The following is a 23,049-nucleotide window of genomic DNA, read 5'->3' on the forward strand; positions in this document are numbered from 1 at the left end:
AGTCGATCACCGCGCGCGGCGGTACGCCAGGAGGTACCGCCAGAACAGCAGCCGGCGCACCCGGAATCCCGGCAGGTGCTGCCGCGCGTACGCCCGGATCTCGGGCAGGGAGGTCCGCGGCATCGTGACCGGGGCCTGGACGCGGGACGGCGGGGCGCCGCGCTCGCGCAGGTGGACGGCGAGCCGGCAGAACGCGTTCACCGGCACCGCCGCGAGGCTGGTCAGCCGGTTTCCGACGGTGGTCTCCCGGTAGCAGCCCAGCACGACCAGCACCCCGCCGGGCGCCAGGGCGTCGCGCAGCCGGGCCAGGGTGCCGAGCGGCAGGTGGTGGAGACTGGCCAGGCAGGAGATGAAGTCGTACCGGCCGGGCGGCAGTTCGAGCGCGGTGAGGTCCGCCTGACGGTACCGGATCCGCGACGAGTCGCCGCGTGCTCGGGCGGCGGTGAGCACGGGTTCGTCGCGGTCGACGGCGTCCACGTCGATGCCCCGCCGGGCGAGCGCCCGGGCGAAGGCGCCGGTGCCGCAGCCGACGTCCAGGGCGCGGCGGGCGCCGGGTGGCAGGGAGCGCAGCAGTAACCGGTGGTAGTGGTCGTTGTGGTCGAAGGGCATCCGGTCAGACTAGACCGGCTTCCCGCTACTTCCTGCGGGCCCGGCTCGGCTGGACCCGGGTCGGTTCGCCCGCGGCCTTCGGATGGTCGGGCGGGTACGGGAGTTCGCCGAGGCCCTCGTCGTGCAGCTGCTTCTCGTACAGCTCCAGCACGCCGTCCAGCCGGTACGCGTGGCCGTCCATCTCCGCGTTGAGGTCGCCGAGTTCGGCGAAGCGGGCGGGTACCGTCCGCAGGTCGAAGTCCTCGGGGGCGGCGTCGTCCAGCTCCTCCCAGCGCAGCGGGGTGGAGGCGGTGGCGCGGGGGCGGGCGCGCAGGGAGTAGGCGGAGGCGATGGTGCGGTCGCGGGCCATCTGGTTGTAGTCGACGAAGATCCGTTCGCCGCGTTCCTCCTTCCACCAGGCGGTGGTGACCTTCCCGGGCAGCCGCTGTTCCAGCAGCCGGCCGAGGGCGATCACGGCGTGCCGGCCGTCGGTGAAGGTCCACTCGGGCACGAGCGGGACGTAGACGTGCAGGCCGCGCCCGCCGGAGGACTTGGGCCAGCCGCGCAGTCCGTGTTCCTCCAGCAGGGCGCGCAGTTCGTGGGCGGCACGGACGGCGTCCCGGAAGCCGGTGCCGGGCTGGGGGTCGAGGTCGATGCGCAGCTCGTCGACGTGGTCGGTGTCGGTGCGCCGGACCGGCCAGGGGTGGAAGGTGAGGCAGCCCAGGTTGGCGGCCCACAGCACGGCGGCCGGTTCGGTGGGGCAGATCTCGTCGGCGGAGCGGCCGCTGGGGAATTCGATCCGGGCGGTGGGCAGCCAGTCCGGCAGGCCCTTGGGGGCGCGTTTCTGGTAGAAGAACTCGCCGTCGACCCCGTCGGGGAAGCGCTGGAGGGTGGTGGGCCGGTCCCGCAGTCCGCGCAGCACCCCGTCGGCGACGGCCAGGTAGTACTGCGCGACGTCCAGCTTGGTGAAGCCGCGCTCGGGGTAGTACACCTTGTCCGGGTTCGACAGCCGGACGGTGCGCCCGGCGACTTCCAGTTCGACGGCTGAGCCCATGCCCCTCACGGTAAGGGCGCGGCGCCCGGCGCGCGCCCCGAGCCCGGCGGAGCGAGGCTGGGAGCCATGGACCTGCCTGTGATGCCGCCGGTGGCGCCGATGCTCGCCAAGTCGGTGGCCAAGATCCCGCCGGGGATGCAGTACGAGGCCAAGTGGGACGGCTTCCGGACGATCGTGTTCCGCGACGGCGACGAGGTGGAGCTCGGCAGCCGCACCGGCAAGCCGCTGACCAGGTACTTCCCCGAGCTGGTCGAGGCCTTCCGGCGGGAGCTGCCACCGCGCTGCGTGCTGGACGGCGAGGTGGTGATCGCCCGGGACGGGCGGCTGCGCTTCGAGGAGCTGCTGGAGCGGATCCACCCGGCCGCGAGCCGGGTCAGGCTGCTGGCGGAGCGGACGCCCGCCTCCTTCGTCGCCTTCGACCTGCTCGCCCTCGGTGACGACTCGCTCGTCGACGAGCCGCTCTCGGTGCGCCGCCCGGCTCTGGAGGCGGCGCTGGGCAGTGCGGAGGACCCGGTGTTCACCGCCCCCGCCTCCACCGACGGCGAGCTCGCGCAGACCTGGTTCGCCGAGTTCGAGGGCGCCGGACTGGACGGGGTGGTGGCCAAGCCGCTGGACCAGCCGTACCGGCCGGGGGAGCGCACCATGTACAAGATCAAGCACGAACGCACCGCCGACTGCGTGGTGGCCGGCTACCGCGAGCACAAGAGCGGGCCGGTGGTCGGCTCGCTGCTGCTGGGCATCCACGACGAGCAGGGCAAGCTCCAGCACGTCGGCGTCTGCGCGGCCTTCTCGATGGCCCGCCGGCGCGAACTGGTCGAGGAACTGGCCCCGCTCAGGACGGCCGACCTCGCCCGGCACCCGTGGGGCGCCTGGGCGGAGGAGGCTGCGCACGCCGAGGGCCGGCTGCCGGGGGCGGTCAGCCGGTGGACCGGCGGCAAGGACCTGTCCTGGATCGCGCTGCGCCCCGAGCGGGTGGTCGAGGTGGCGTACGACCACATGGAGGGCAGCCGCTTCCGGCACACCGCGCAGTTCCGCCGCTGGCGGCCGGACCGCACGCCGGAGAGCTGCACCTACGAGCAGTTGGAGGAGCCGGTCTCCTACGACCTCCGCCAGGTGCTGGGGATGTGACGGGTGGTCAGTGCGGGGTGCCCCGACCCGGTCGACCGGGTCGGGCCGGTCGGCTGCGGGAATCCCAGGACCGGGGAAGGCCGGGACCGGGGATGACCGGGATCAAGTCCGCACGGTCGAGGCCGTGTTGGTGGGCAGCGCGCTCGGGGAGCCGCTGCCGGAGCCGCTGCCGCTCGGAGAGCCGGAGGGCGAACCGGAGGCCGAGCCCGGGGCCGACGGCGAGGCGGTCTGCGTGGGGAGCGCGTAGACGTGCTGCGGCGAGATGATCTTGGTGATCTCGTTGGCGAACAGCGTCGACGGCTCCTGACCCTGGGAGAGCGCGTCGGTGTTGAGCAGCATCACCAGGGTGCTCTGCGCCTCCGGCATGTACACCGCGACGCTCTCGTAGCCCGGCATCGAGCCGTTGTGGCCGATCCACCCGTTGTTGTCGAACAGGCCGAAGCCGTAGGAGACGTTGGGGTCGCCGGTCGGCAGGGTCTGCATGCGCTGGGTCTGGCCGGCCTGGCTGATGACCGAGCCGGTGGCCACGGTCCTGGCCCAGCTCTCCAGGTCGGCCAGGGTGGTGACGACGGAGCCGGCCGTCCAGGCCCAGGACGGGTTCCAGTTGGTGGCGTCCTGGACCGACCCGTCGGGCGTCTGGTCGGTGTAGCCGTGGGCGTGCGGGTCGGGCAGCGTCCCGTCGGTGGGGAAGCTCGTCCTGTCCAGCGAGGCCGGGCCGAACACCTGGGCCTGGAGGAAGTCGCCGGCCGACTGCCCGCTGACGTTCTCGATCAGCTTGCCCAGCAGGATGTAGTTGGAGTTGCTGTACTGGAACTTGGACCCGGGCGGGAACACGGCGGGGTGCTTGTACCCGTAGGCGAGCAGTTGGTCCGGGGTGAACACGCGGTTGGGGTCGTTGATGAACGCGTTCACGAAGTCCGGGTCGGAGGTGTACGGGAACAGGCCGCTGCGCATCTCGCCGAGCTGGCGGACGGTGATCCCGTCGCCGCCGGGGACGCCGTCCACGTACTTGGAGATCGGGTCGTCCAGGCCGACCTTGCCCTGGTCCACCAGGCGCAGCACGGCGGTCGCGGTGAAGGTCTTGGTCTCGCTGCCGATCCGGCTGAACATCCCCGGGTCCATCGGCGTGTTGGCGTTCTTGTCGGCGACGCCGAAGGACTTCTGGTAGGTGCCGCTCGGCGTGATGATGCCGACCGAGATGCCGGGGACGCCCGCCTGCTTCTGCACCCGCTGGATCGCGGCGTCCAGCTGGCCGGTGACGGCGGGGGTCAGCGCCACCACCGCGTTGGAGGAGGCGCTCCCGGAGGCGCTCCCCGAGGCGGAGCCGCCCGAGCCGCCGGCGCCCGCGGACGGGCTGAGCGCGGCCGGTTCGGCGGTGACGGCCTGGCCGGCGCCCTGCTGGGAGGGGTTCGAGTCGCCGGAGCAGGCCGCGGTGGCGAGCAGACCGCTGAGGGCGAGGGCGGCGGCGGCCGCGCGGCCGGCCGTGCGGGGAGCGGCGGTGCGGGACGCGGCCGGGCGCGGCCGTCGGGTCTTGGTCATGTGTCGAGGCGCCTCTCTGGGGCGAAGGGCCCCGGAGCGCCTGCTCCACGGGCCGCAGGGGAGCCCCGCCACCGTAAGCACCGTCCTCGGACGCCCGCGCGCCGGTGGCGGTCCGGCTGGCCCGAACGGATCCAATGGCCACCCGAGTGGCCCGTACTGCTGGCGCCGCGTTGTCAAGTACCCGGGTGCGAGGCCCGGTTGGTGTCGCCGCCGGTGCTCCGCGCTCGGCCGGACGGGTGAGCACCGGCATGCCGCGGCCGCCCGCGCCCCCGGCTCGGGCACGATCGTTCAGCCCAGCTGTGGCCGCCCTTAAGAATTCCTCGATGGACCGAACCCCCTCCCACCAGGCAGATTTCTGCCTGCCGGAACGTGCCCGTCAGGAGCGGCCGAACCGCGCCCGGCCTTGCCAGCACCCCGAGGCCGTCCCCGATCCGCACGTCAGGAGCCGTCGCCCGTGAAGGCACTCGTCAAGCAGAACGCCGAGCCCGGGCTCTGGCTGATGGACGTCCCCAAGCCCGAGATCGGCCCCGGCGAGGTGCTGATCAAGGTCCTGCGGACCGGCATCTGCGGCACCGACCTGCACATCCGCAAGTGGGACGGCTGGGCGCAGCAGACCATCAAGACCCCGCTCGTCCTCGGCCACGAGTTCGTCGGCGAGGTCGCCGAGCTCGGTGCCGGCGTCGCGGACATCGCCATCGGCGACCTGGTCAGCGGCGAGGGCCACCTGGTCTGCGGCAAGTGCCGCAACTGTCTGGCCGGCCGCCGCCACCTGTGCCGCAACACCATCGGCCTGGGCGTCAACCGCGACGGTGCCTTCGCCGAGTACGTGGCCCTGCCCGCCTCCAACGTCTGGGTGCACCGGGTGCCGGTCGACCTCGACGTGGCCGCGATCTTCGACCCCTTCGGCAACGCCGTGCACACCGCGCTGTCCTTCCCGCTGGTCGGCGAGGACGTCCTGGTCACCGGCGCCGGCCCGATCGGCATCATGGCCGCCGCCGTCGCCAAGCACGCCGGCGCCCGCAGCGTGATGATCACCGACGTGTCCCCGTACCGCCTCGACCTGGCCCGCCAGGTCGGCGTGACGCTGGCGCTCAACGTCGCCGAGCACACGATCGAGGAGGGCCAGCAGAAGCTGGGCCTGCGCGAGGGCTTCGACGTCGGCCTGGAGATGTCCGGCCGCCCCGAGGCGATGCAGTCGATGATCGCCAACATGACCCACGGCGGGAAGATCGCCATGCTGGGCCTGCCGGCCGAGCAGTTCCCGGTCGACTGGGCCTCGATCGTCACCTCGATGATCACCATCAAGGGCATCTACGGCCGCGAGATGTTCGAGACCTGGTACGCGATGTCCGTGCTGCTGGAAGGCGGCCTGGACCTCAGCCCGGTGATCACCGGCCGCTACGCCGCCACCGACTTCGAGGCCGCCTTCGACGACGCCGCGAGCGGCAACTGCGGCAAGATCATCCTCGACTGGACCGCCTGAGCACCCCGCTGACGCCAAAGGAGCCTGTTGTGTTCGACAACGTGCGCGCCGACATCGCCACCACCCTGGACGAGATCCGCGAGGCCGGCCTGTTCAAGCCGGAGCGGGTCATCGGCACCCCGCAGAGCGCCGCGGTCACCGTCACCGGCGGCGGCCGTCCCGGCGAGGTGCTGAACTTCTGCGCCAACAACTACCTCGGCCTGGCCGACCACCCCGAGGTGCTCGCCGCGGCCAAGGACGCGCTGGACCGCTGGGGCTACGGCATGGCCTCGGTCCGCTTCATCTGCGGCACCCAGGACGTGCACAAGGAGCTGGAGGACCGCCTCTCGGCCTTCCTCGGCCAGGAGGACACCATCCTCTACTCCTCGTGCTTCGACGCCAACGGCGGCGTCTTCGAGACCCTGCTCGACGCCAACGACGCCGTCATCTCCGACGCGCTCAACCACGCCAGCATCATCGACGGCATCCGGCTCAGCAAGGCCCGCCGCCACCGCTACGCCAACCGCGACATGGCCGACCTGGAGCAGCAGCTCAAGGAGACCCAGGACGCCCGCCGCCGGCTGATCGTCACCGACGGCGTCTTCTCGATGGACGGCTACGTCGCCCCGCTGCGCGAGATCTGCGACCTGGCCGACCGCTACGACGCCATGGTCATGGTCGACGACTCGCACGCCGTCGGCTTCGTCGGCGCCGGCGGCCGCGGCACCCCCGAACTGCACGGCGTGATGGACCGGGTGGACATCATCACCGGCACCCTGGGCAAGGCGCTCGGCGGCGCCTCCGGCGGCTACGTCGCCGCCCGGCGCGAGATCGTCGCCCTGCTGCGCCAGCGCTCCCGCCCGTACCTGTTCTCCAACTCGCTGGCCCCGGTGATCGCGGCCGCCTCGCTGAAGGTGCTCGACCTGGTCGAGCAGTCCAACGAGCTGCGCGAGAAGCTGGCGGCCAACACCGCGCTGTTCCGCACGAAGATGACCGAGGCCGGGTTCGAGATCCTGCCGGGTGACCACCCGATCGCCCCGGTGATGATCGGCGACGCGGCGAAGGCGGGGCGCCTCGCCGAACTCCTGCTGGAGCGCGGCGTCTACGTGATCGGCTTCTCGTACCCGGTCGTCCCGCACGGCCAGGCCCGGATCCGCGTGCAGCTCTCCGCGGCGCACTCCACCGAGGACGTCGAGCGCGCCGTCGCCGCCTTCGTGGACGCGCGCGCCGCGCTGGGGGAGTGACCGTCCCCCGATAGACCGCCCGCGGGCCGGACCGCTCGGAACCGGTCCGTCCCGCGGGCTCACAACTACCGTGCGGCGGTGGGGAATCGACTCGCCACCGCCCGCCGCACGGTCACCGACCACCTGCCCCACCCTCCCGCTTCGGGGGTGGGACGCCGGCCCGCCCCGGCGTCCCACCCCCGTTCGCGGTTCCGGCCGCTGCCGCCGCCACCCCACGTTACCGGCCAGTAGTTTGGCTGATCATCACCTCCCTCGAGCCGTCGTCAGCTGGTTAGGCTCGCCGTGATCACATCGGGTGAACCAAGGGAGCAGAGCGTGATGGCACGGCCCCACCGGACCGGCGGACACCGGGCAGTGAGCGCCGTACTCGTCGCGGCGCTCGGGCTCGGCGTGGGGGTGGTGGCGGCTCAACCCGCCGCCGCGGCGCCGGCGTTCGGTGCCGGCGCGTCGGCGTTCGGCGGCTTCCGGCTGGCCGACGTCACCGCCGCGGACGGAGTCGTCCTCAAGGCCGACGTGTTCACCCCGCCCGCCGGGACGCCGGGCGCGGACGCCCGGGGGCGGTACCCGGTGGTGGTGCAGCCGGCGAGCTGGGGGCAGAACGACCTGGAGTACGTCGCCCAGGGGCACCGTTTCGCCGCCGCCGGGTACGTCGTCGTGACGTACACCGTGCGCGGGTTCTGGGGCTCGGGCGGGGAGGTGGACGTGGCCGGGCCCAAGGACGTCGCCGACATCTCGACGGTGATCGACTGGGCGCTCGCCCACACCCCGGCGGATCCCGACCGGGTCGGCATGATCGGGCTGTCCCTCGGCGGCGGCCTCACCCTCCTCGGCGCCGCGTTCGACCCGCGGATCAAGGCCGTCGCCTCGCTGAGCGGCTGGGCCGACCTGACCGACGCGCTGTACAGCGGGCAGACCCGGCACACCCAGGCCGCCACCAGGCTGGCCACCATCGAGGGCCTGACCGGCCGCAAGAGTCCGGAGTTCGCGACCGCCCTGGACGACCTGTTCGCCGACCACGACCTGCCCGAGGTGGTCAAGTGGGCGGACGTCCGCTCACCGGCCACCTACCTGGACCGGATCAACGCCCACGGCACCGCCGTCTACCTCGCCAACGGCTGGAGCGACAGCTTCTTCAACCCCGGGCAGATGACGGACTTCTACCAGAAGCTCACCGTCCCCAAGCGCCTCGAACTGCGCCCGGGCGATCACGCGAGCCAGGAGTTCACCGGGCTGCTCGGCTTCTCCAACGCCACCTGGGACGGAGCCCGGGGGTGGCTCGACCGCTACCTCAAGGGCACCGCGGGCGCCCGCGACGGAGTCGACCTGGAGGTCCGTCCGACCGGCACGCACGAGGTGTACCCGGACTGGAGCTCCGTCGCATCCCGCACCGAGCGGCTGTCGTTCGGTGACAGCTCCACCGTGCGCGGTGACCGGCCCTCCGGCGCGAGCGGCGGCGTCGTCCTGCTCTCCGGCCTGGTCGACCAGTGGCTGCACCAGCCGCCGACCGCCCTGGTGCCCCTGCTCGACCGCGACGCCGCCGCCGTCCGGCGGTCCGAGCCGTACCCGCAGGGCCTCGCCGTGCGCGGAGCCGTCCAGGTGCACACCACCGTCACCGCCTCCGCGCCCCAGGGCACGGCCGTCGCGTACCTCTACGACACGGACGCCCTCGGGGTGGGCCGCCTGATCGCGCACGCCCCGCAGAGCTGGAGCGGCCGGCCGGCGGGGCAGCCCTTCCCGCTGGACGTCACGCTGTTCCCCACCGCGTACGACCTCCCGGTCGGCCACCGGCTCACGCTCGTGCTCGGCACCCACGACGACCTGTACGGCGGCGAGACGCCTAAGGGCTCCACGGTGACCTTCGGCCCGGCGGACGTCTCGCTGCCGGTGCGCTGAGGTCCCGTCCTGGCCGCGGTCGCCGTCGCCGTCACCCCGGTGGTGGTGTCACCGGTGGCGTCGACGTACGGGCTGTCGGAGCCGCCGGTGCTCTGCGAGCCGTCCTGGGCGGCGGTGACCCGCTCGATCCGCCCGGTCCGCAGGTCCCGGCGGAAGACGTCGGTCTGCTGGTTGGTGTCGCCGGGCACCAGGTTGCCGGCACCGGAGTCGAAGTAGACCCAGCGGCCGTCGGCGGTCATGACGGGATCGTAGGCGCCCTCGGTGGTCGTGGTGCCGGGCAGGAAGGCGTTGATCCGGGTGATCGTGCCGGTGGCCAGCTCGCGGGCGTAGAGGTCCGTCCGGATCCCGTGCGAGCCGGGCCTGCCGGCGCCGTGCACCGGCAGGCCGTAGAGGGCGAAACGGCCGTCGGGGCTGATCCGGGCGTCGCCGCCCGCGCCGGCCAGCTCACCGGTGGTCCCGTCCAGGCTGGCGCCGGTGATCCCGCCGGTGTCGGCCTTCCAGACGTAGTACGGGTAGAACCTGGGGCCGGCCAGCGTCTCCGCGGTGCCCGAGGCCGTCGTCGTGGCGGTCGCCGCGGGGTGCTGCGGGAGGAGGTTGCTCGCCCGGGAGGTGAAGCCGACGGTGGCGCCGTCCGCGCTGATGGTCGGGCGGAAGGAGTTGTTGTCGGCGGTGGTGCCGTCGAAGCCGGTGGTGATCAGCCGGGTGGTGTGGGTCCAGCGGTCGGTGACGAAGACGTTCTCCTTGCCGCGGCGCACGCCGGGGGCCAGGTCGGTGCGGTTGGAGGCGTAGGCCACGTACCGGCCGTCCTGGCTGAGGGTGGGGCTGTCGGCGCTGCGGATGGTCTCGTCGTCGTCGGTGGCGAGGTTGCCGGTGGTAATCAGCTCCGTGCGGCCGGTCCAGCGGTCCCGGACGTAGACGTCGCACCGGCTGCGCCGATCGAGCGCGACGGTCAACGGGCCGAAGCGATCTCCGCCCGAAATACGCCACGGGTGGTACTGCCCCTCCGGCCCGGCCCGGCCCTCCGGCGCAGCTCTCCGCCCAGCCCTGGACCCACCCGAACGGGTCAGCCGCGGCGCGCTGGCAGAATTGCCGTGTGATCGACGCACGACGGCTGCGGACCCTCCGGGCCGTGGCGGACCACCGCACCGTGACCGCCGCGGCGGCCGCCCTCTACCTGACCCCCTCCGCCGTCTCCCAGCAGCTGACCGCCCTGGAGCAGGAGACCGGCCACCACCTGCTGGCCCGGGAGGGCCGGGGCGTGCGGCTGACCGCCGCCGGGGAGATCCTGCTCGGCCACGCCGACGCGGTGCTCGCCCAGCTGGAGCGCGCCGAGGCCGACCTCGCCGCGTACAGCGCGGGCGTCGCGGGCGAGGTCACCGTCGCCTCCTTCGCCACCGGCATCTCGCACGTGCTGGCCCCGGCGATCGGCCTGCTCGCCGAGCGCGCGCCGGGCGTACGGCTCAAGGTGCTGGACGCCGAGGGCGACGCCAGCCTGCCGATGGTGCTGGACGGCCGGGCCGACCTCGCGGTGGCCGTCGAGTACCGGGGCGCCCCGCGCGCCGACGACGCCCGGCTCACCCGCGTCCCGCTGTACGCCGAGCCCTTCGAGGCCGTGCTGCCGCTGGCCCACCCGCTGGCCGCCGAGTCGGGGCCGCTCGCGGTGGCCGCGCTGGCCGACGAGCCGTGGATCGGCCCGTACCCGGGCAACCCCTGCCACGACGTGGTCCTGCTGGCCTGCGAACACGCCGGCTTCCAGCCGCGACTGCTGCACTCCTCCGACGACTTCCGCGCCGTCGTCGCGCTGGCCTCGGCCGGTTCGGGCGTCGCCCTCGTCCCGCGCTCGGCGCTGCGCGGGGTCGACCTGGCCCGGGTCGCGGTCAGGCCGGTGGACAGCGAACTGGCCACCCGCCGGGTCTTCGCCGCCGTCCGGGCCGGTGCCGACGGGCACCCGCTGATCCGGCCGGTCCTGGACTCCCTCGCCGCGGCAGCCGCCGCGGGGGCGTGACCCCCGTGCCCGGCCCGACGGCGGTGCGGCTCCGACGGCGCCGGCCGAGGAGTACGACGGGCTCGCGTACGTCCGCCGCTCGACCCGCTCCCGGCCGCGCTGCTGTTCGCCGGGGTCGGGCTGTCCGTGTGCTGGCCGGGGTGGCGGTGCTCGGGGTGCCGCTCGCCGCGCTGGAACGGCGCCGGCTGCTCCTGGTCGAGCCCGTCCCGCTGCCCGACCCGCACGGATCGCTGCCCGGCGCGGGCGCGGCGGCCTGGCTGCGGACCCGGCTGAAGGAGCGGGCGACCTGGCGTACCTGCTGGTCCACACCGTGCTGTTCTCGGCGAGCGGCCTGGGTTTCGTCGCGCTGCTCGGGCTGTCGCTGATGCTGCTGGCGACGCCGCTGATCGTCTGGGTGATCAGCCCGGACACCGTGATGCTGATCCCCGGCCGGCGGATTTGCCGCCCTGCCGGGGCGGGAAGTCGTTGGTGACGATCAGGGTGGTGCCCATGGGAGTCGATGCCTCGGATCGGACCGGGGTGGGGTGGTCAGACGTGACGACAGGGGTGCGGGCGGGGGGCCTGCTCTGGCGGCGCTGGCGAGCCGTCCGGCGCACCAGTGCCACCTGTGCCCCACCGCTCCCGCGGCCCGGCGGGCCCGGTGAGTGAGCACCCGTTCATTCCAGCCGCGCGGGCAGGTGACGTCATGACAGCCAGGTCGACACCCGATGGTCGGGTTTCCCCCACCATCCGCGCAGGCCGGGGCCGTGATCGTGCCCGGACCGTCGCGGAGGGGAGCGCGTAGGGTGGCGGGAACGAAGCCCGGCCTCACCCCCAGGAGAGACCTCATGCCCTCGACCGCCGTTACCGCCGCCCCGCTGCCGGTGGGGGTGATCGGCCTCGGTGACATCGCGCAGAAGGCGTACCTGCCGGTGCTCACCGCCGTGTCCGGGCTGGACCTGCGGCTGATGACCCGGGACCGGGTCAAGCTGGACCAGCTGGGGGAGACGTACCGGATCGACGCCGAACGGCGGTTCACCGACCTGGGCGCGCTGATCGACAGCGGCATCCGGGCCGCCTTCGTGCACGCGGCCACCGAGCAGCACGTGCCGATCGTCGAGCGGCTGCTCGGCGCCGGGGTGGACGTGTACGTGGACAAGCCGCTGGACCACACCCTGGACGGCTCGCGCAAGCTGGTCGACCTGGCCGACCGCACCGGCCGCTCGCTGATGGTCGGGTTCAACCGGCGGTACGCGCCCGGCTACGCGCAGGCGGTGGAGCGTCCGCGCGACCTGATCGTGCTGCAGAAGAACCGCGAGGGCCTGCCCGAGGCCGCCCGGACACTGGTCTTCGACGACTTCGTGCACGTCGTGGACACCCTGCGGTTCCTGGTACCCGGTGAGGTCGAGCACGTGGACGTCCGGGCCCGGAAGGACCGCGACGGCCTGGTGGAGCACGTGGTGCTCACGCTCGGCGGGGAGGGGTTCACCGCGCTGGGGATCATGAACCGGGTCTCCGGCTCGACGGAGGAGGTGCTGGAGGTCTCCGGCGGCGACTCCAAGCGCGAGGTGCACAACCTGGCCGAGGTGATCGACCACCGCGGCCAGCCCACCGTGCGCCGGCGCGGTGACTGGGTGCCGGTGGCCCGCCAGCGCGGGATCGAGCAGTGCGTCCTGGCCTTCCTGGACGCCGTGCGCGCGGGCAAGACCCTGGACGCCCACGACGCGCTGCGCACCCACGAGTTGTGCGAGCTGATCGTGGAGCGCATCGAGGCGGTCTGACCGGCCGGGCGGGGGGCGGAGCTTCATCGGTATGTCATCGGCCGCTGCCATGGTCGTCCGGTGACCTGGGCCGACCGCGTGCCGCGACAAGGCGGGCGGGTCGGCCGACCTCGTAGGGAGGATCGAATGAAAGCTCGAAGGATCGCCGCCGCGGCGGCCGGACTCCTGCTGACGGCCGGACTGACGGCGGCCCAAGGAACGACCGCACAGGCGGCCACCACGCGCGTGACCGCCCCGTGCGAGGGCACCTACACGATCGTCGTCGGGGGCACCGGCAGCTCGTGGAACAACGACGGCTTCCGCGGCAACATCCAGCAGCACGTCGGGTACCCCACCCAGATCCCCAACGGCGCCAGCACGCGGGCGGGTGTCAACGAGCTGAACCGGCTGGTCCGGGACCAGCGCGCCGCGTGTCCGGGGCAGCACGTCAAGATGGCCGGGTACTCCCTGGGCGCCGGGGTGGTGCACGTCTGGGTCACCGAGAACTGGCAGACCTTCGACAACGTCAACGCCATCCTCATCGCGGACCCGAAGCGCCAGGGCCCTCCCGGCGCCAACGGCGGCGCGGTGCCCTTCGGCGGCATCATCGGCGCGCCGCTCGCCGGCGCCGACCGGTTCTTCGGGAACGTGCCGGTCAAGACGATCTGCCACTGGGACTACGTCTGTGACGAGTCCGCCGGCATCTGGACCTATCCGGCCAACCACGTCAACAACTACCCCGAGGACTTCAACATGGACCACCACAACGACAGCGCCAACGAGCAGTGGTACAACGGCGCCTGGTACCCGGCGAGCTGGTAGTCGCCGTGCGTCCGCCGGCCCGGTGCTGAGCCGCGCTCCCACGCCACCCGCCGGGGGCGGGGGAGCGCGTCATCGGGATGTCATCGCCCCTCCCTAGCGTGGCCGCGTACCGACAAGACCCGGACCGGCAGGGAGAGGACGGACCGATGGCGCTGAGCGCACTCGAACGGGAGGGCCCCGGGCGGAGGGGGCCCGGGCGCAGGGGACTCGGGCGGAGGCTGGCGGTGGCGGCCGTCGCCGTCGTGCCGCTGCTGGGCACGACGGCGGCCGCCGGATCACCGGCCGTCGCACCGGCGCCGGACAAGCCGACGATCCGCTACACCGAGTACGGCATCCCGCACATCATCGCCGCCGACCTGGAGGGGCTGGGGGAGGGGTACGGGTACGCGGCGGCCAAGGACAACATCTGCACCCTGGCCGACACCTACCTGATGGTCAACGCCCAGCGATCCCGCTACCTCGGCCCGGACGGCAAGGCGAGCCCCGGCCAGAACCAGAACAGCACCACCAACCTCAACAGCGACCTGTACTTCCAGCGGATCAACGACAACCGCGTGGTGGAGGGGCTGATCGACCAGCCCGCGCCCAAGGGCCCGGAGCCGGAGGTCAAGGAGGCCATCCGCGGTTACGTCCAGGGGTACAACCGGTACCTGGCCGAGACCGGCGTGAACAACATCTCGGACCCGGCCTGCCGCGGCGCGGCCTGGGTGCGGCCGATCACCGAGCTGGACGTCTACCGGCACGCGCACGCCGAGATCATCATGGGCAGCGCCGATCCGCTGCTGGACGGCGAGGTGAACGCCGCGCCCCCGGGAGCCGCGGTCGCCGCCCAGCCGGGCGGGGCCCGGCCCGCGCTCTCCCCGGAGGAGACCGGCAACAGGATCCGCGAGGCGATGGCCGCCGCCCGCCAGCAGGGCGGCATGGGCAGCAACGCCCTCGCCGTGGGCTCCCAGGGGGTCTCCGGCGGCACCGGCATGCTGCTGGCCAACCCGCACTTCCCCTGGCAGGGCAAGAACCGGATGTGGCAGGCCCAGTTGACCATCCCGGGGCGGTTCAACGCCTCCGGGGCCAGCCTGCTCGGCCTGCCCGCCGTGAACATCGGGCACAACGACGACGTCGCCTGGACCCACACCGTCGCCACGGTGGCCCCGTTCGGGCTGTTCGACGTCCAGGTGGACCCGCTGCACCCGACCAACTACCTGGTGGACGGCACCTGGCAGCCGATGACCTCGCAGCAGGTCGGCGTCGATGTGCTGAACCCGGACGGCTCAGTCGGCAGGGTCACCAGGACCCTCTGGTCCACCCGGTACGGTCCGATCACCACCTCGATCCTCGGCACCCCGCTGCCCTGGGTGGTGAGCGCGCACGCGGTGCGCGACGCGAACATGGACAACCTGCGGGCGTTGAACACCTGGTTCCACCTCGACCAGGCCAAGGACGTCAACGACGTGGTGAACTCCCTGGAGACCACGGAGGGCGTCCCCTTCTTCAACACCGTCGCCTCGGACCGCAAGGGCAACGCGCTGTACGCGGACATCCAGGCCGCCCCGAACATCACCGACGCCCACGCGCAGTCCTGCCTCACCCTGACGGGTCAGGTGCTGTTCAACCAGCAGCTGCGGCTTCCCAACGTGCCGCCGGTCTCCATCTTCGACGGCAAGCGCAGCGAGTGCGACTGGCCGAACGACCCGAACGCGGTCGCGCCCGGACTGCTCGACCCGCACGCGCAACCGCGCCTGATCCGCTCCGACTTCGTGGGCAACGCCAACGACAGCGCCTGGCTGGCCAATCCCGAGCAGCCGCTGTCCTTCCCCCGGGTGATGGGCGACACCGCGCAGCCGCGCTCGCTGCGCACCCAGGAGCTCATCCTGACCGCGCAGAACCGGATCAACGGCAACGACGGCCTGCCGGGACGGGGCTTCACGCCGGAGAACATGCGGCAGCTGTTGTTCGCCGACAACAGCAGGGCGGCCGACCTGGCCCTCAACGCCACGGTGAGCGCCTGCCAGGGCGCGCCGTTCGGGCTCGTCCTGGTGGACGGCAACCTGGTCAACATCAGCGAGGCGTGTCCGATCCTGGCCGCCTGGAACCACAAGTACACGGCGGACAGCCGGGGTTCCTGGCTGTTCGAGAACTTCTGGTTCTACCTGACGAACGGGCAGGCGATCGAGAAGCTGCCGTGGCGGGTCCCCTTCGACCCCAAGGACCCGGTGCACACGCCCAATTCGCTGGACGCCGGGAACGACAGCGTCCGCAACTCGCTCGCCCGGGCCGTCCTCGCGCTGCGCAACGCGGGCATCGCGTTGAACGCGCCGCTGTCGGACGTCCAGAAGGTCACCCGCAACGGCGAGCAGATCCCGATCCACGGCTCGATCCACGAGCTGGGCGTGCTGAACGTGGTCACGCCCGGCACGGTCGACGGCAAGCTCGACATCACCTTCGGCTCCAGCTTCATCCAGGAGACCAGGTTCACCGCCGACGGCCCGCCCGAGTCCGCGTCCGTACTGGCCTACTCCCAGTCGGCCAACCCGAACTCGCCCCACTACGCCGACCAGACCAAGCTGTTCTCGGCCGGCCAGTGGGTGACCGAGCGGTACACCGAGGAGCAGATCGCGGCCTCCCCGGCGCTGGAGGTCAAGGTCCTCGGCTGAGGCCGCGCCGCGCGCACCACAACGACCACGAGGGGGAACACCGTGACGAGGACACTTCACCGCTGGCGAACGGTGGTGGCCCTGCTGGCCGCCGTCGTCGGCTTCGTCGGGACGGCCGCCACGGCCGCTCCGGCCCGAGCCGCCGGCGCGGGCGCGCCACCGCGGATGACGGACGGGTTCGGCCTGACCCAGGTCGACTCGACCGTGGGCGGTCCCACCGACTTCTACCTCACCGTGACCACACCCGAGGTCACGGGCAAGCACCACATCAAGATCATCCTGCCGAGCGGCTACTACGACGACCCGGCCCGGCGCTACCCGGTGCTGTACTTCCTGCACGGATCGCCCGACGACCCGATCCGGCAGAACTACCCGGCGCTGACCACCTCCAACGCGATGATCACCGTCATCCCGGACGGCGGCGCCCGCGGCTGGTACGCGAACTGGCTGAACCAGAACACCCAACTCGGGGCCCAGAACTGGGAGAACTTCCACCTCAACCAGGTGATCCCGTTCATCGACGCGAACCTGCGGACCATCCCGACCAGGAAGGCCAGGGCCGTCGCCGGGGTCTCGATGGGCGGGTTCGGCGCCCTGCACTACGCCCAGGACCACCCCGAGCTGTTCAGCCAGACCGCGTCCCTGTCGGGGGACATCGATCTGTCGGCCGACTCCATGGACCTGCGGCTGGCCGTCGTCGCCTCCCTCGTCGACGGGCAGGGCGCGATCTGCGGCTCGTCGTCCGGGTCCTGCGACCCCGCCAACGACCCCTACAAGCCGGGCGTGGACAGCGACGCCCTGTTCGGCTCGCCCTACCCGGTGTTCAACGCCGACTGGCGGTGGAACGCGGCCGACCCGTCCCAGCACATGGACAGGCTCGCCGGCGTCGGTGTCTCCATCTACGTGGGCAACGGCCACGGCTCGCCCACGGACCTGGAGTTCTGGCTCGAAGGCGCGTCCAAGCACGTCAAGGACCACATGGACGCCCTGGGCATGCCCTACTACTACGTCGACTACGGCGACGGCTCCGCCTGGGGCAGCCAGTGCAACGGCGGCCACAACGGCGGCTGCTGGGAACAGGACCTCCGGGACCTGATCCCCCGGCTTGAGCGGGCCTTCACCTCCTGACCGCGTCACGGAGCCCGGGGCTCCACCGGGCTCCGTGACGCGCTCGCCGGGCTCCACCGGGAACCGTCCCGGTGGAGCCCGGCGTCCGACCGGTCAGCGCGCGGCTCCGGTGCGGTCCGGGCCCGCCTGGGCGCCGCGCAGGATCAGCTGGTGCGTGCGCCGCAGCACCGGACTCGGCGGCACCCCCAGGTCCTCGGCGAGCCTGCGGCGCGTGCGGTCGAACGCGGCCAGTGCGTCGGCCTGGCGGCCGCTGCGGTACAGCGCCTCCATCAGCATCGCCGCCACCGGCTCGTTCAGCGGGTGCTCGGCGGACAGCGCGACCAGCTCCGCGACCGCCCCGGCGAACTGGCCCAGCGCGAGCCGCCATCGCGACCGCCGCTGGGCGACGGTGATCCGGCGCTCCGTCAGTCGCACCCGCTCCAGTTCGGCGAGTGGGCCGGGCAGTCCGGCCAGCGGCTCCCCGCGGAACAGGTCCAGCGCCTGGGAACAGAGGCGGACCGCCTCGGACAGATCACCCGCCCGATGAGCCGTACCGGCGGCGCCGACCAGGGCCTCCATGTCGGCGAGGTCCACCTCGGTGGCGCCGACGGCCAGTCGGTAGCCGTACCGGTCGTGCTCGATCACCGAGCCCGGGCAGTCCCCGATCCGCAGGGTCTTGCGCAGCCGGTAGACGTGGACCGGCACCACGTTGGTGACCGGCGGCTCCGAGCCCCACACACCGTCGAGCAGCTCCTGCCGACTGACGGTCCGTCCCCGGTGGAGCGCCAGCGCCGCCAGCACGGCCTGCTGGCGCAGGTGCCCGAGGTCCAGGGGCCCTCCGTCGTGCCGGGCGCGCAGCGGCCCGAGCACGGAGATCCGCACCTTCGGACCGGCCGCCCGGCCGCCGGTGCTCCGCGGCACCGGGTCCGCGCCGCGGGTGCGGGGGCCGCGGCCGGGGGCGACGAGTCCGCAGTCGAAGGCGTGGACGATGGCGGCGGCCCGGTCGCGCAGGCCGAGCTTCCCGAGGATCCGCGCCAGGTGCCCGGCCACGACCTCCTCGGAGACGCCGAGAGCGGCGGCGATCTCGTCGTCCCGCAGGCCGCAGCCGACCGCGTGGAGCACCTCGCGCTCCTGCAGCCCGAGGGCGGTGGCGCCCGGCCGGGTCGGGGTGGCGCCCGGCCGGGTGGTGGTGGCGGTCGACGGCATCGCTGCTCCCTGAACTCCGGGCCCGCCGGTCCGGCGGACGCCGTCGACAAGCTAGCCGGGGGCGCGGCGGGCCCGGAATCCGGAACGATCCGGAGGAGTGCGCCCCACGGCCCGCGCCGGCTCCCGTCCGGTACGCGGCGGTCCCCACGGCGGTTTCCGCGGTGGTCCGCCGGGCGGGTCAGGGGCAGTCGGCGAGCGCGGGGCGGTCCTTGGTGCGGACGGCGGGGAGCCAGGCGGTGGCGGTGGGGTCGGGGAGGCGCACGCGGTACCAGAGGGTGGAGGTGCGGTCCTCCTCGTCGATGATGGGCAGGCCGGTGGCGAGTTGGCAGTCGGCGTCGAGGGTGTCGTCGTGCCAGACGCGGGTGGGGACGACGTTCTCCGCGGTGTAGGGGCGCCGTGGGTCGACGGCGAGGCCCAGGCTGCACGCCGGGTCGCGGTCGGTGCGGTCCTGGCAGCTGCGTTCGGCGTTGAAGACCCGGATCCGTCCGGGGTGTCCGGTCCGGTCGGAGTGCGGCCAGAGGGCGGCTGCGGTGGCGGTGGCCGCGGCGCAGGCGGTGAGGGCGAGCAGGCCGGCGCGCACGCGCGGGCGGCTCCGGCGGCGCGGACGGCGGCCGGACTGGTGGGCGCGGATGCGGGCGAGCAGGCTCTCGGCGGTGTGCGGGGCGCGGGCGGCGTGGGTGGGGGCGAGGCAGTCGGCGGCGAGGGCGCGCCAGAACGGGGGGACGTCGGGGGCCAGCCGCAGGGCGGCGCGGCCCTCGGCGTACTGCTGGGCGGCGGCGCTGCGGGCGGTGGGGGTGGCGCCGGGGAAGGGCGGGACGCCGGCGGCGAACACCTCGTGGATCATGATGCCGAGCGCCCAGATGTCGGCGGTGGCACGGATCTTGACCCCGTGCTCGCCGAGCGGCTCCTTCCAGCGTTCCGGCGGCAGGTAGTCGGGGGTGCCCATGGGGGCGCAGTGGCCGTGGGTGCCGGTGAGTTCGATGGCGAGGCCGAAGTCGGACAGGCGCACCTCGCCGTCGCGGCCGATGAGGACGTTCTCGGGCTTGAGATCGGTGTGGACCCAGCCGGAGCGGTGGAGGTGGGCCAGGCCCTCGCAGATGCCGGCGATGATCCGGCCGCCCAGGGCCTCGTCGACGCCGGTGGCGAGCAGGTCGCGCAGGGTGCCCCGGGCGCGTTCCATGACCAGGACGATCGCGCCGTCGAGCGCGGGGTGGTCGGGGGCGGCCAGGGTGAGGGTGTCCAGCAGCGGGACCAGCCGGGGGTGCGGGGCGGTGCGGGCCAGCTCGATCTCGCGGCGGGCGGTTTCGGCGACGTTGCGGGCCTGGCGGGGAGCGAGTCCGGCGGTCGGCAGCACCTTGAGCGCGACCGTGTCGTCCGCCTCGGGTGCGCCCTCCGACTCGGAGCGCGTGGCTCGGCGGGCGGCGTAGACCGTCGCCCAGCCGCCTTCGCCGATGGGTTCGACGACGGCCCACTCGCCGACCCGGTGGCCGGGCGGCAGCAGTTCCTCGCCCTCCCCGTCGAAGGCCGGGTCGTGCGGCATCGAGGTCCCTCCCTACCGTCCGGACTCGGCGGCGTCGGGGCGCGGCAACAGCGCGAGGTGCTCCTCGCGGACGATGCCGAACTTCAGGGCGAGTCCGACCACCGCCTCGCGCTTGCCGTTGCGGCGCTCCGTGCGGTCCGTGCCGTCGGGCACGTCGATGCGGAGCTTCTCGTCGGCGAGGTAGTCGATGTGCGAGCTGACCGCGCGGGCGGTGAGCCGGGCGCAGGCCGGGTGGCCGCGCAGGCGCGCGACCACCTGGGGGGTGGTGGGCACGGCGGCGGGGGAGCGGTCGCGCAGCCACGGTTCGCAGAGCGCGACCAGGACCAGGAAGTAGGTGGCGGTCTCGTCCAGGGAGTACGCCGTCATGGTGCGGCTCTCCCAGGAGCCGACGCGGGCGTGCGGGTCCAGGTAGACGTGGTCGGGCGCGAACACCTGGAAGGACAGCGGCGTCTCGCGCCGCGAGGGCAGAACGACCCGGGAGAACTCGAACGGGATCGGGGCACCGATCCGCCGGGGCGGCACCCGCAGGTACTCGCCGGCGCCCTCCGGGTTCTCCACCAGGTAGGTGTGGGTGTTGCTGAGGTTGCTCAACTGCCAGTGGTCGTCGGTCGCGTGGATCTCCCCGGCGAGCCGGGAGACCGTCTCGTCGCCGAACCGGAGCTCCACCGGCGTGCTGGCGGAGCCGCGGCCGAAGCGGGCCCGCTCTCCCGGACCGAGCCGCAGGGTGACCGCTTCGTCACCGTTCCCCTCCGGCAGGTGGACGAGAATCCCGCTCACCGTTCCTCCGTCCCGCGCACCGCTCCCCCGTTCCGCCTTCCGGCCCTTGCCGGACGGACGAACGCTACCTCTTTGAGCATGACAATAAACCGTACGGTGGCGCAGGCCACTTGACGGCGAGGTGGCGGGGGCGGTCGCGGAACGGGCGGACAGGGTGGTCAGCGCCCGGGGGCGGCACGGCCCGCGGGCGGGAGCACGACTGCTCCCGCCCGCGGGTGACGGCCGTGGTGATCAGTTGACGGCGGGTCCGGCGGTGGTGTTGAGCCACGCCCAGTCGGACCAGGTGGAGAAGCCGGTCTGCCACTTGTGGTAGACGCCGGCGCTGCTGGCGCCGAAGACCTCGATCCGTCCGTCGGCGTTGGCGGTGGCGAAGATCTCGGTGCCGCCGCCGCCGAAGGTGTCCCACTGGCCGTAGGGCGCGTTCACTCCGGTCTGCCAGATGTGCTGCGCCGTCGTGCCGTTGATGGCGAACGCCTCCACCCGGCCGTCCGGCGAACGCTCACTGCTGATCCTGGAGTCGGCCGGTCCGCCGGCTGCTTCCCAGTCGGACCAAGTGGTGGGATTGGTCTGGTACTTGTGGAAGATTCCGGTGGGGCCGGAGGCGAGGACTTCGAGTCGGCCGTCCTGGTTGTGGTCGACGGTGAGGGCGTGTCCGCCGCCGCCGAAGGTCTCCCAGTTCGACCAGCCGCCGTTGACGGCGGTCTGCCACTGGTGCTGAAAGGTGCTGCTGTTGAGGGCGAAGACTTCGAGTCGGCCGTCGGGGGCCTTGCCGAGGCGGACCTCGCTGTCGGCGGGTCCGCCGCCGGCGCTCTCCCAGTCGGACCAGCCGCTGTTGGGTGCGGTCTGGTACTTGTGGAAGATTCCGGTGGGGCCGGAGGCGAAGACCTCCAGTCGGCCGTCCTGGTTGGGGCCGACGGCGAGGTCGTGTCCGCCGCCGCCGAAGGTCTCCCAGTTGGACCAGGTGCCGGAGGGCTGGAGCTGGTAGCGGTGCTGGAGGGTGCTGCCGTTGAGGGCGAAGACTTCGAGGCGGCCGTCCGCGTCCGGGCCGATGGCCAGTTGGGCGCCGCCGGGCCCGCCCAGGGACTCCCAGTCGGACCAGGCGCCGTTCACCGCCGTCTGCCAGGCGTGGGAGACGCCGTTGGCGCCGGCCGCGAACACCTCCAGGCGGCCGTCCGCCGACCGCGTGGACACCACCCGCCCCGACTTCGCCGGATACACCAACGGCGCCGGGCCTGGACCGTGGTGACCGAGCCGGTCCGCGGCGGCCTGCGCCGCGCCGAGGTAGCGCTGGTGCGCGCCCTCGTTGTAGGTCGACCAGGGCTGCCAGTTGGTGCCGCCGTTGGAGATGCGGTACGCCGCGTTGGCGTTGCACTGGGCGTCGAAGGCGCAGGCGTCGCTGACCTCGGGGTGCCAGTAGTCGTTGATCTCCCACAGGCCGCGGTCGCGGGACGGCGGGGTGTTGTTCTGGACGTTGGACGCCAGCGGGTTGCAGCTGGACTCGGCCATGCCGACGGCGATCGCGGTCACCAGGGCGTCGCCCCGGAAGCCCGCGTCGTAGCCGACCTCGGCGCACAGGTCGATGCCGGTGGCGGCCGGCGCGGGCGTGGCTCCGGCCGTCAGGCCCGCCGCCACGCCCAGCGAGACGACCGCGGACAGCAGGACGCGGTGCGGTGCCCGGCGGGCGCGTGCTGTGCTGGTCACGTGGGGCCTCCTCAGTTGACGGCGGGTCCGGTGGTGGTGTTGAGCCAGGTCCAGTCGGACCAGGTGGAGAAGCCGGTCTGCCACTTGTGGTGGACGCCGGCGCTGCTGGCGCCGAAGACCTCGATCCGTCCGTCGGCGTTGGCGGTGGCGAAGATCTCGGTGCCGGCCCCGCCGAAGGTGTCCCACTGGCTGTACGGGGCGTTCAGGTTGGTCTGCCAGGTGTGCTGCGCGGTGCTGCCGTTGATGGCGAAGACCTCGACGCGGCCGTCCGCGGTCGGCTGGCTGGTGATCCTGGAGTCGGCCGGTCCGCCGGCTGCTTCCCAGTCGGACCAAGTGGTGGGATTGGTCTGGTACTTGTGGAAGATTCCGGTGGGGCCGGAGGCGAGGACTTCGAGTCGGCCGTCCTGGTTGTGGTCGACGGTGAGGGCGTGTCCGCCGCCGCCGAAGGTCTCCCAGTTCGACCAGCCGCCGTTGACGGCGGTCTGCCACTGGTGCTGGAAGGTGCTGCTGTTGAGGGCGAAGACTTCGAGTCGGCCGTCGGGGGCCTTGCCGAGGCGGACCTCGCTGTCGGCGGGTCCGCCGCCGGCGCTCTC

At 73.0% G+C, this 23,049-nt stretch carries 18 protein-coding genes and 1 pseudogene; 11 read left to right on the plus strand and 8 right to left on the minus strand.

Annotated features, from left to right (window positions below; translation table 11 throughout):
• Positions 1-6 precede the first annotated feature (6 nt).
• Positions 7-609, minus strand: coding sequence for a class I SAM-dependent methyltransferase (locus ACH4J0_RS11315; RefSeq protein WP_396238629.1), 603 nt, complete (start codon positions 607-609; stop codon positions 7-9).
• Positions 610-634: 25 nt separating this feature from the next.
• On the minus strand, positions 635-1,642 hold the full coding sequence (ligD, locus tag ACH4J0_RS11320; RefSeq protein WP_396238631.1) for a non-homologous end-joining DNA ligase: 1,008 nt from the start codon (positions 1,640-1,642) through the stop codon (positions 635-637).
• 66 nt (positions 1,643-1,708) lie between these two features.
• On the opposite strand from ligD, the gene ACH4J0_RS11325 reads away from it, so the two are divergent.
• Positions 1,709-2,770, plus strand: a complete 1,062-nt coding sequence (locus tag ACH4J0_RS11325; protein ID WP_396238633.1) for an ATP-dependent DNA ligase — start codon at positions 1,709-1,711, stop codon at positions 2,768-2,770.
• Positions 2,771-2,872: 102 nt separating this feature from the next.
• Here the strand turns inward: ACH4J0_RS11325 and ACH4J0_RS11330 are convergent, their stop codons facing one another.
• Positions 2,873-4,309: a serine hydrolase domain-containing protein gene (locus ACH4J0_RS11330; RefSeq protein WP_396238635.1), complete on the minus strand. Its 1,437-nt coding sequence runs from the start codon at positions 4,307-4,309 to the stop codon at positions 2,873-2,875.
• A 454-nt stretch (positions 4,310-4,763) separates the two neighbouring features.
• Between ACH4J0_RS11330 and tdh the strand changes: the two genes are divergently transcribed.
• From tdh to ACH4J0_RS11380, 10 genes are all read left to right on the plus strand, one after another.
• The gene (gene tdh / locus ACH4J0_RS11335; protein WP_396238637.1) at positions 4,764-5,792 is read left to right on the plus strand and encodes an L-threonine 3-dehydrogenase; all 1,029 of its coding nucleotides are present in this window, start codon (positions 4,764-4,766) and stop codon (positions 5,790-5,792) included.
• Between the two features lie 29 nt (positions 5,793-5,821).
• The gene (locus ACH4J0_RS11340) at positions 5,822-7,015 is read left to right on the plus strand and encodes a glycine C-acetyltransferase (protein ID WP_396238639.1); all 1,194 of its coding nucleotides are present in this window, start codon (positions 5,822-5,824) and stop codon (positions 7,013-7,015) included.
• A 318-nt stretch (positions 7,016-7,333) separates the two neighbouring features.
• Positions 7,334-8,908: a CocE/NonD family hydrolase gene (locus tag ACH4J0_RS11345; protein ID WP_396238641.1), complete on the plus strand. Its 1,575-nt coding sequence runs from the start codon at positions 7,334-7,336 to the stop codon at positions 8,906-8,908.
• A 1,093-nt stretch (positions 8,909-10,001) separates the two neighbouring features.
• Positions 10,002-10,913 carry a LysR family transcriptional regulator gene (locus ACH4J0_RS11350; RefSeq protein ID WP_396238643.1) on the plus strand — a complete coding sequence of 304 codons (912 nt, stop codon included), beginning with the start codon at positions 10,002-10,004 and terminating at the stop codon, positions 10,911-10,913.
• A 155-nt stretch (positions 10,914-11,068) separates the two neighbouring features.
• Complete coding sequence (locus ACH4J0_RS11355) at positions 11,069-11,278, plus strand: sensor domain-containing protein (protein ID WP_396238955.1); 210 nt, start codon at positions 11,069-11,071, stop codon at positions 11,276-11,278.
• Complete coding sequence (locus ACH4J0_RS11360; RefSeq protein ID WP_396238969.1) at positions 11,224-11,385, plus strand: hypothetical protein; 162 nt, start codon at positions 11,224-11,226, stop codon at positions 11,383-11,385. Before ACH4J0_RS11355 ends, ACH4J0_RS11360 begins: the two co-directional genes overlap by 55 nt.
• A gap of 385 nt (positions 11,386-11,770) precedes the next feature.
• The gene (locus ACH4J0_RS11365; RefSeq protein ID WP_396238957.1) at positions 11,771-12,673 is read left to right on the plus strand and encodes a Gfo/Idh/MocA family protein; all 903 of its coding nucleotides are present in this window, start codon (positions 11,771-11,773) and stop codon (positions 12,671-12,673) included.
• Positions 12,674-12,799: 126 nt separating this feature from the next.
• Entirely contained in the window at positions 12,800-13,474 is a 675-nt protein-coding gene (locus tag ACH4J0_RS11370) for a cutinase family protein (RefSeq protein ID WP_396238645.1), read from the plus strand.
• 224 nt (positions 13,475-13,698) lie between these two features.
• Positions 13,699-16,125 (plus strand): penicillin acylase family protein, encoded by a 2,427-nt coding sequence (locus ACH4J0_RS11375; protein WP_396238647.1) that lies wholly within the window; start codon positions 13,699-13,701, stop codon positions 16,123-16,125.
• A 42-nt stretch (positions 16,126-16,167) separates the two neighbouring features.
• A complete protein-coding gene (locus ACH4J0_RS11380; protein ID WP_396238649.1) occupies positions 16,168-17,253 on the plus strand; it encodes an alpha/beta hydrolase in 1,086 nt (361 codons plus the stop codon).
• A 93-nt stretch (positions 17,254-17,346) separates the two neighbouring features.
• Here the strand turns inward: ACH4J0_RS11380 and ACH4J0_RS11385 are convergent, their stop codons facing one another.
• The 5 genes and pseudogenes from ACH4J0_RS11385 to ACH4J0_RS11405 form a co-directional block, all read right to left on the minus strand.
• On the minus strand, positions 17,347-18,438 hold the full coding sequence (locus ACH4J0_RS11385; RefSeq protein WP_396238651.1) for a BTAD domain-containing putative transcriptional regulator: 1,092 nt from the start codon (positions 18,436-18,438) through the stop codon (positions 17,347-17,349).
• Between the two features lie 178 nt (positions 18,439-18,616).
• Entirely contained in the window at positions 18,617-19,978 is a 1,362-nt protein-coding gene (locus ACH4J0_RS11390) for a serine/threonine-protein kinase (protein ID WP_396238653.1), read from the minus strand.
• Positions 19,979-19,990: 12 nt separating this feature from the next.
• A complete protein-coding gene (locus tag ACH4J0_RS11395) occupies positions 19,991-20,755 on the minus strand; it encodes a serine/threonine protein kinase (RefSeq protein ID WP_396238655.1) in 765 nt (254 codons plus the stop codon).
• A gap of 231 nt (positions 20,756-20,986) precedes the next feature.
• Positions 20,987-22,456 carry a hypothetical protein gene (locus ACH4J0_RS11400; RefSeq protein WP_396238657.1) on the minus strand — a complete coding sequence of 490 codons (1,470 nt, stop codon included), beginning with the start codon at positions 22,454-22,456 and terminating at the stop codon, positions 20,987-20,989.
• 11 nt (positions 22,457-22,467) lie between these two features.
• A pseudogene (locus ACH4J0_RS11405) lies at positions 22,468-23,049 on the minus strand (M23 family peptidase); the annotation flags it as partial.

It is taken from the genome of Kitasatospora sp. NPDC017646, assembly GCF_044329365.1.
Lineage (GTDB): Bacteria > Actinomycetota > Actinomycetes > Streptomycetales > Streptomycetaceae > Kitasatospora.

Bases quoted from the DNA above. Each gene is read 5' to 3' on its own strand.
- ACH4J0_RS11325 (WP_396238633.1), top strand. From the start codon at position 1,709: ATGGACCTGCCTGTGATGCCGCCGGTGGCGCCGATGCTCGCCAAGTCG.
- ACH4J0_RS11390 (WP_396238653.1), bottom strand. From the start codon at position 19,978: ATGCCGCACGACCCGGCCTTCGACGGGGAGGGCGAGGAACTGCTGCCG.
- ACH4J0_RS11370 (WP_396238645.1), top strand. From the start codon at position 12,800: ATGAAAGCTCGAAGGATCGCCGCCGCGGCGGCCGGACTCCTGCTGACG.
- ACH4J0_RS11315 (WP_396238629.1), bottom strand. From the start codon at position 609: ATGCCCTTCGACCACAACGACCACTACCACCGGTTACTGCTGCGCTCC.
- ACH4J0_RS11330 (WP_396238635.1), bottom strand. From the start codon at position 4,309: ATGACCAAGACCCGACGGCCGCGCCCGGCCGCGTCCCGCACCGCCGCT.
- ACH4J0_RS11385 (WP_396238651.1), bottom strand. From the start codon at position 18,438: ATGCCGTCGACCGCCACCACCACCCGGCCGGGCGCCACCCCGACCCGG.
- ligD (WP_396238631.1), bottom strand. From the start codon at position 1,642: ATGGGCTCAGCCGTCGAACTGGAAGTCGCCGGGCGCACCGTCCGGCTG.
- ACH4J0_RS11345 (WP_396238641.1), top strand. From the start codon at position 7,334: ATGGCACGGCCCCACCGGACCGGCGGACACCGGGCAGTGAGCGCCGTA.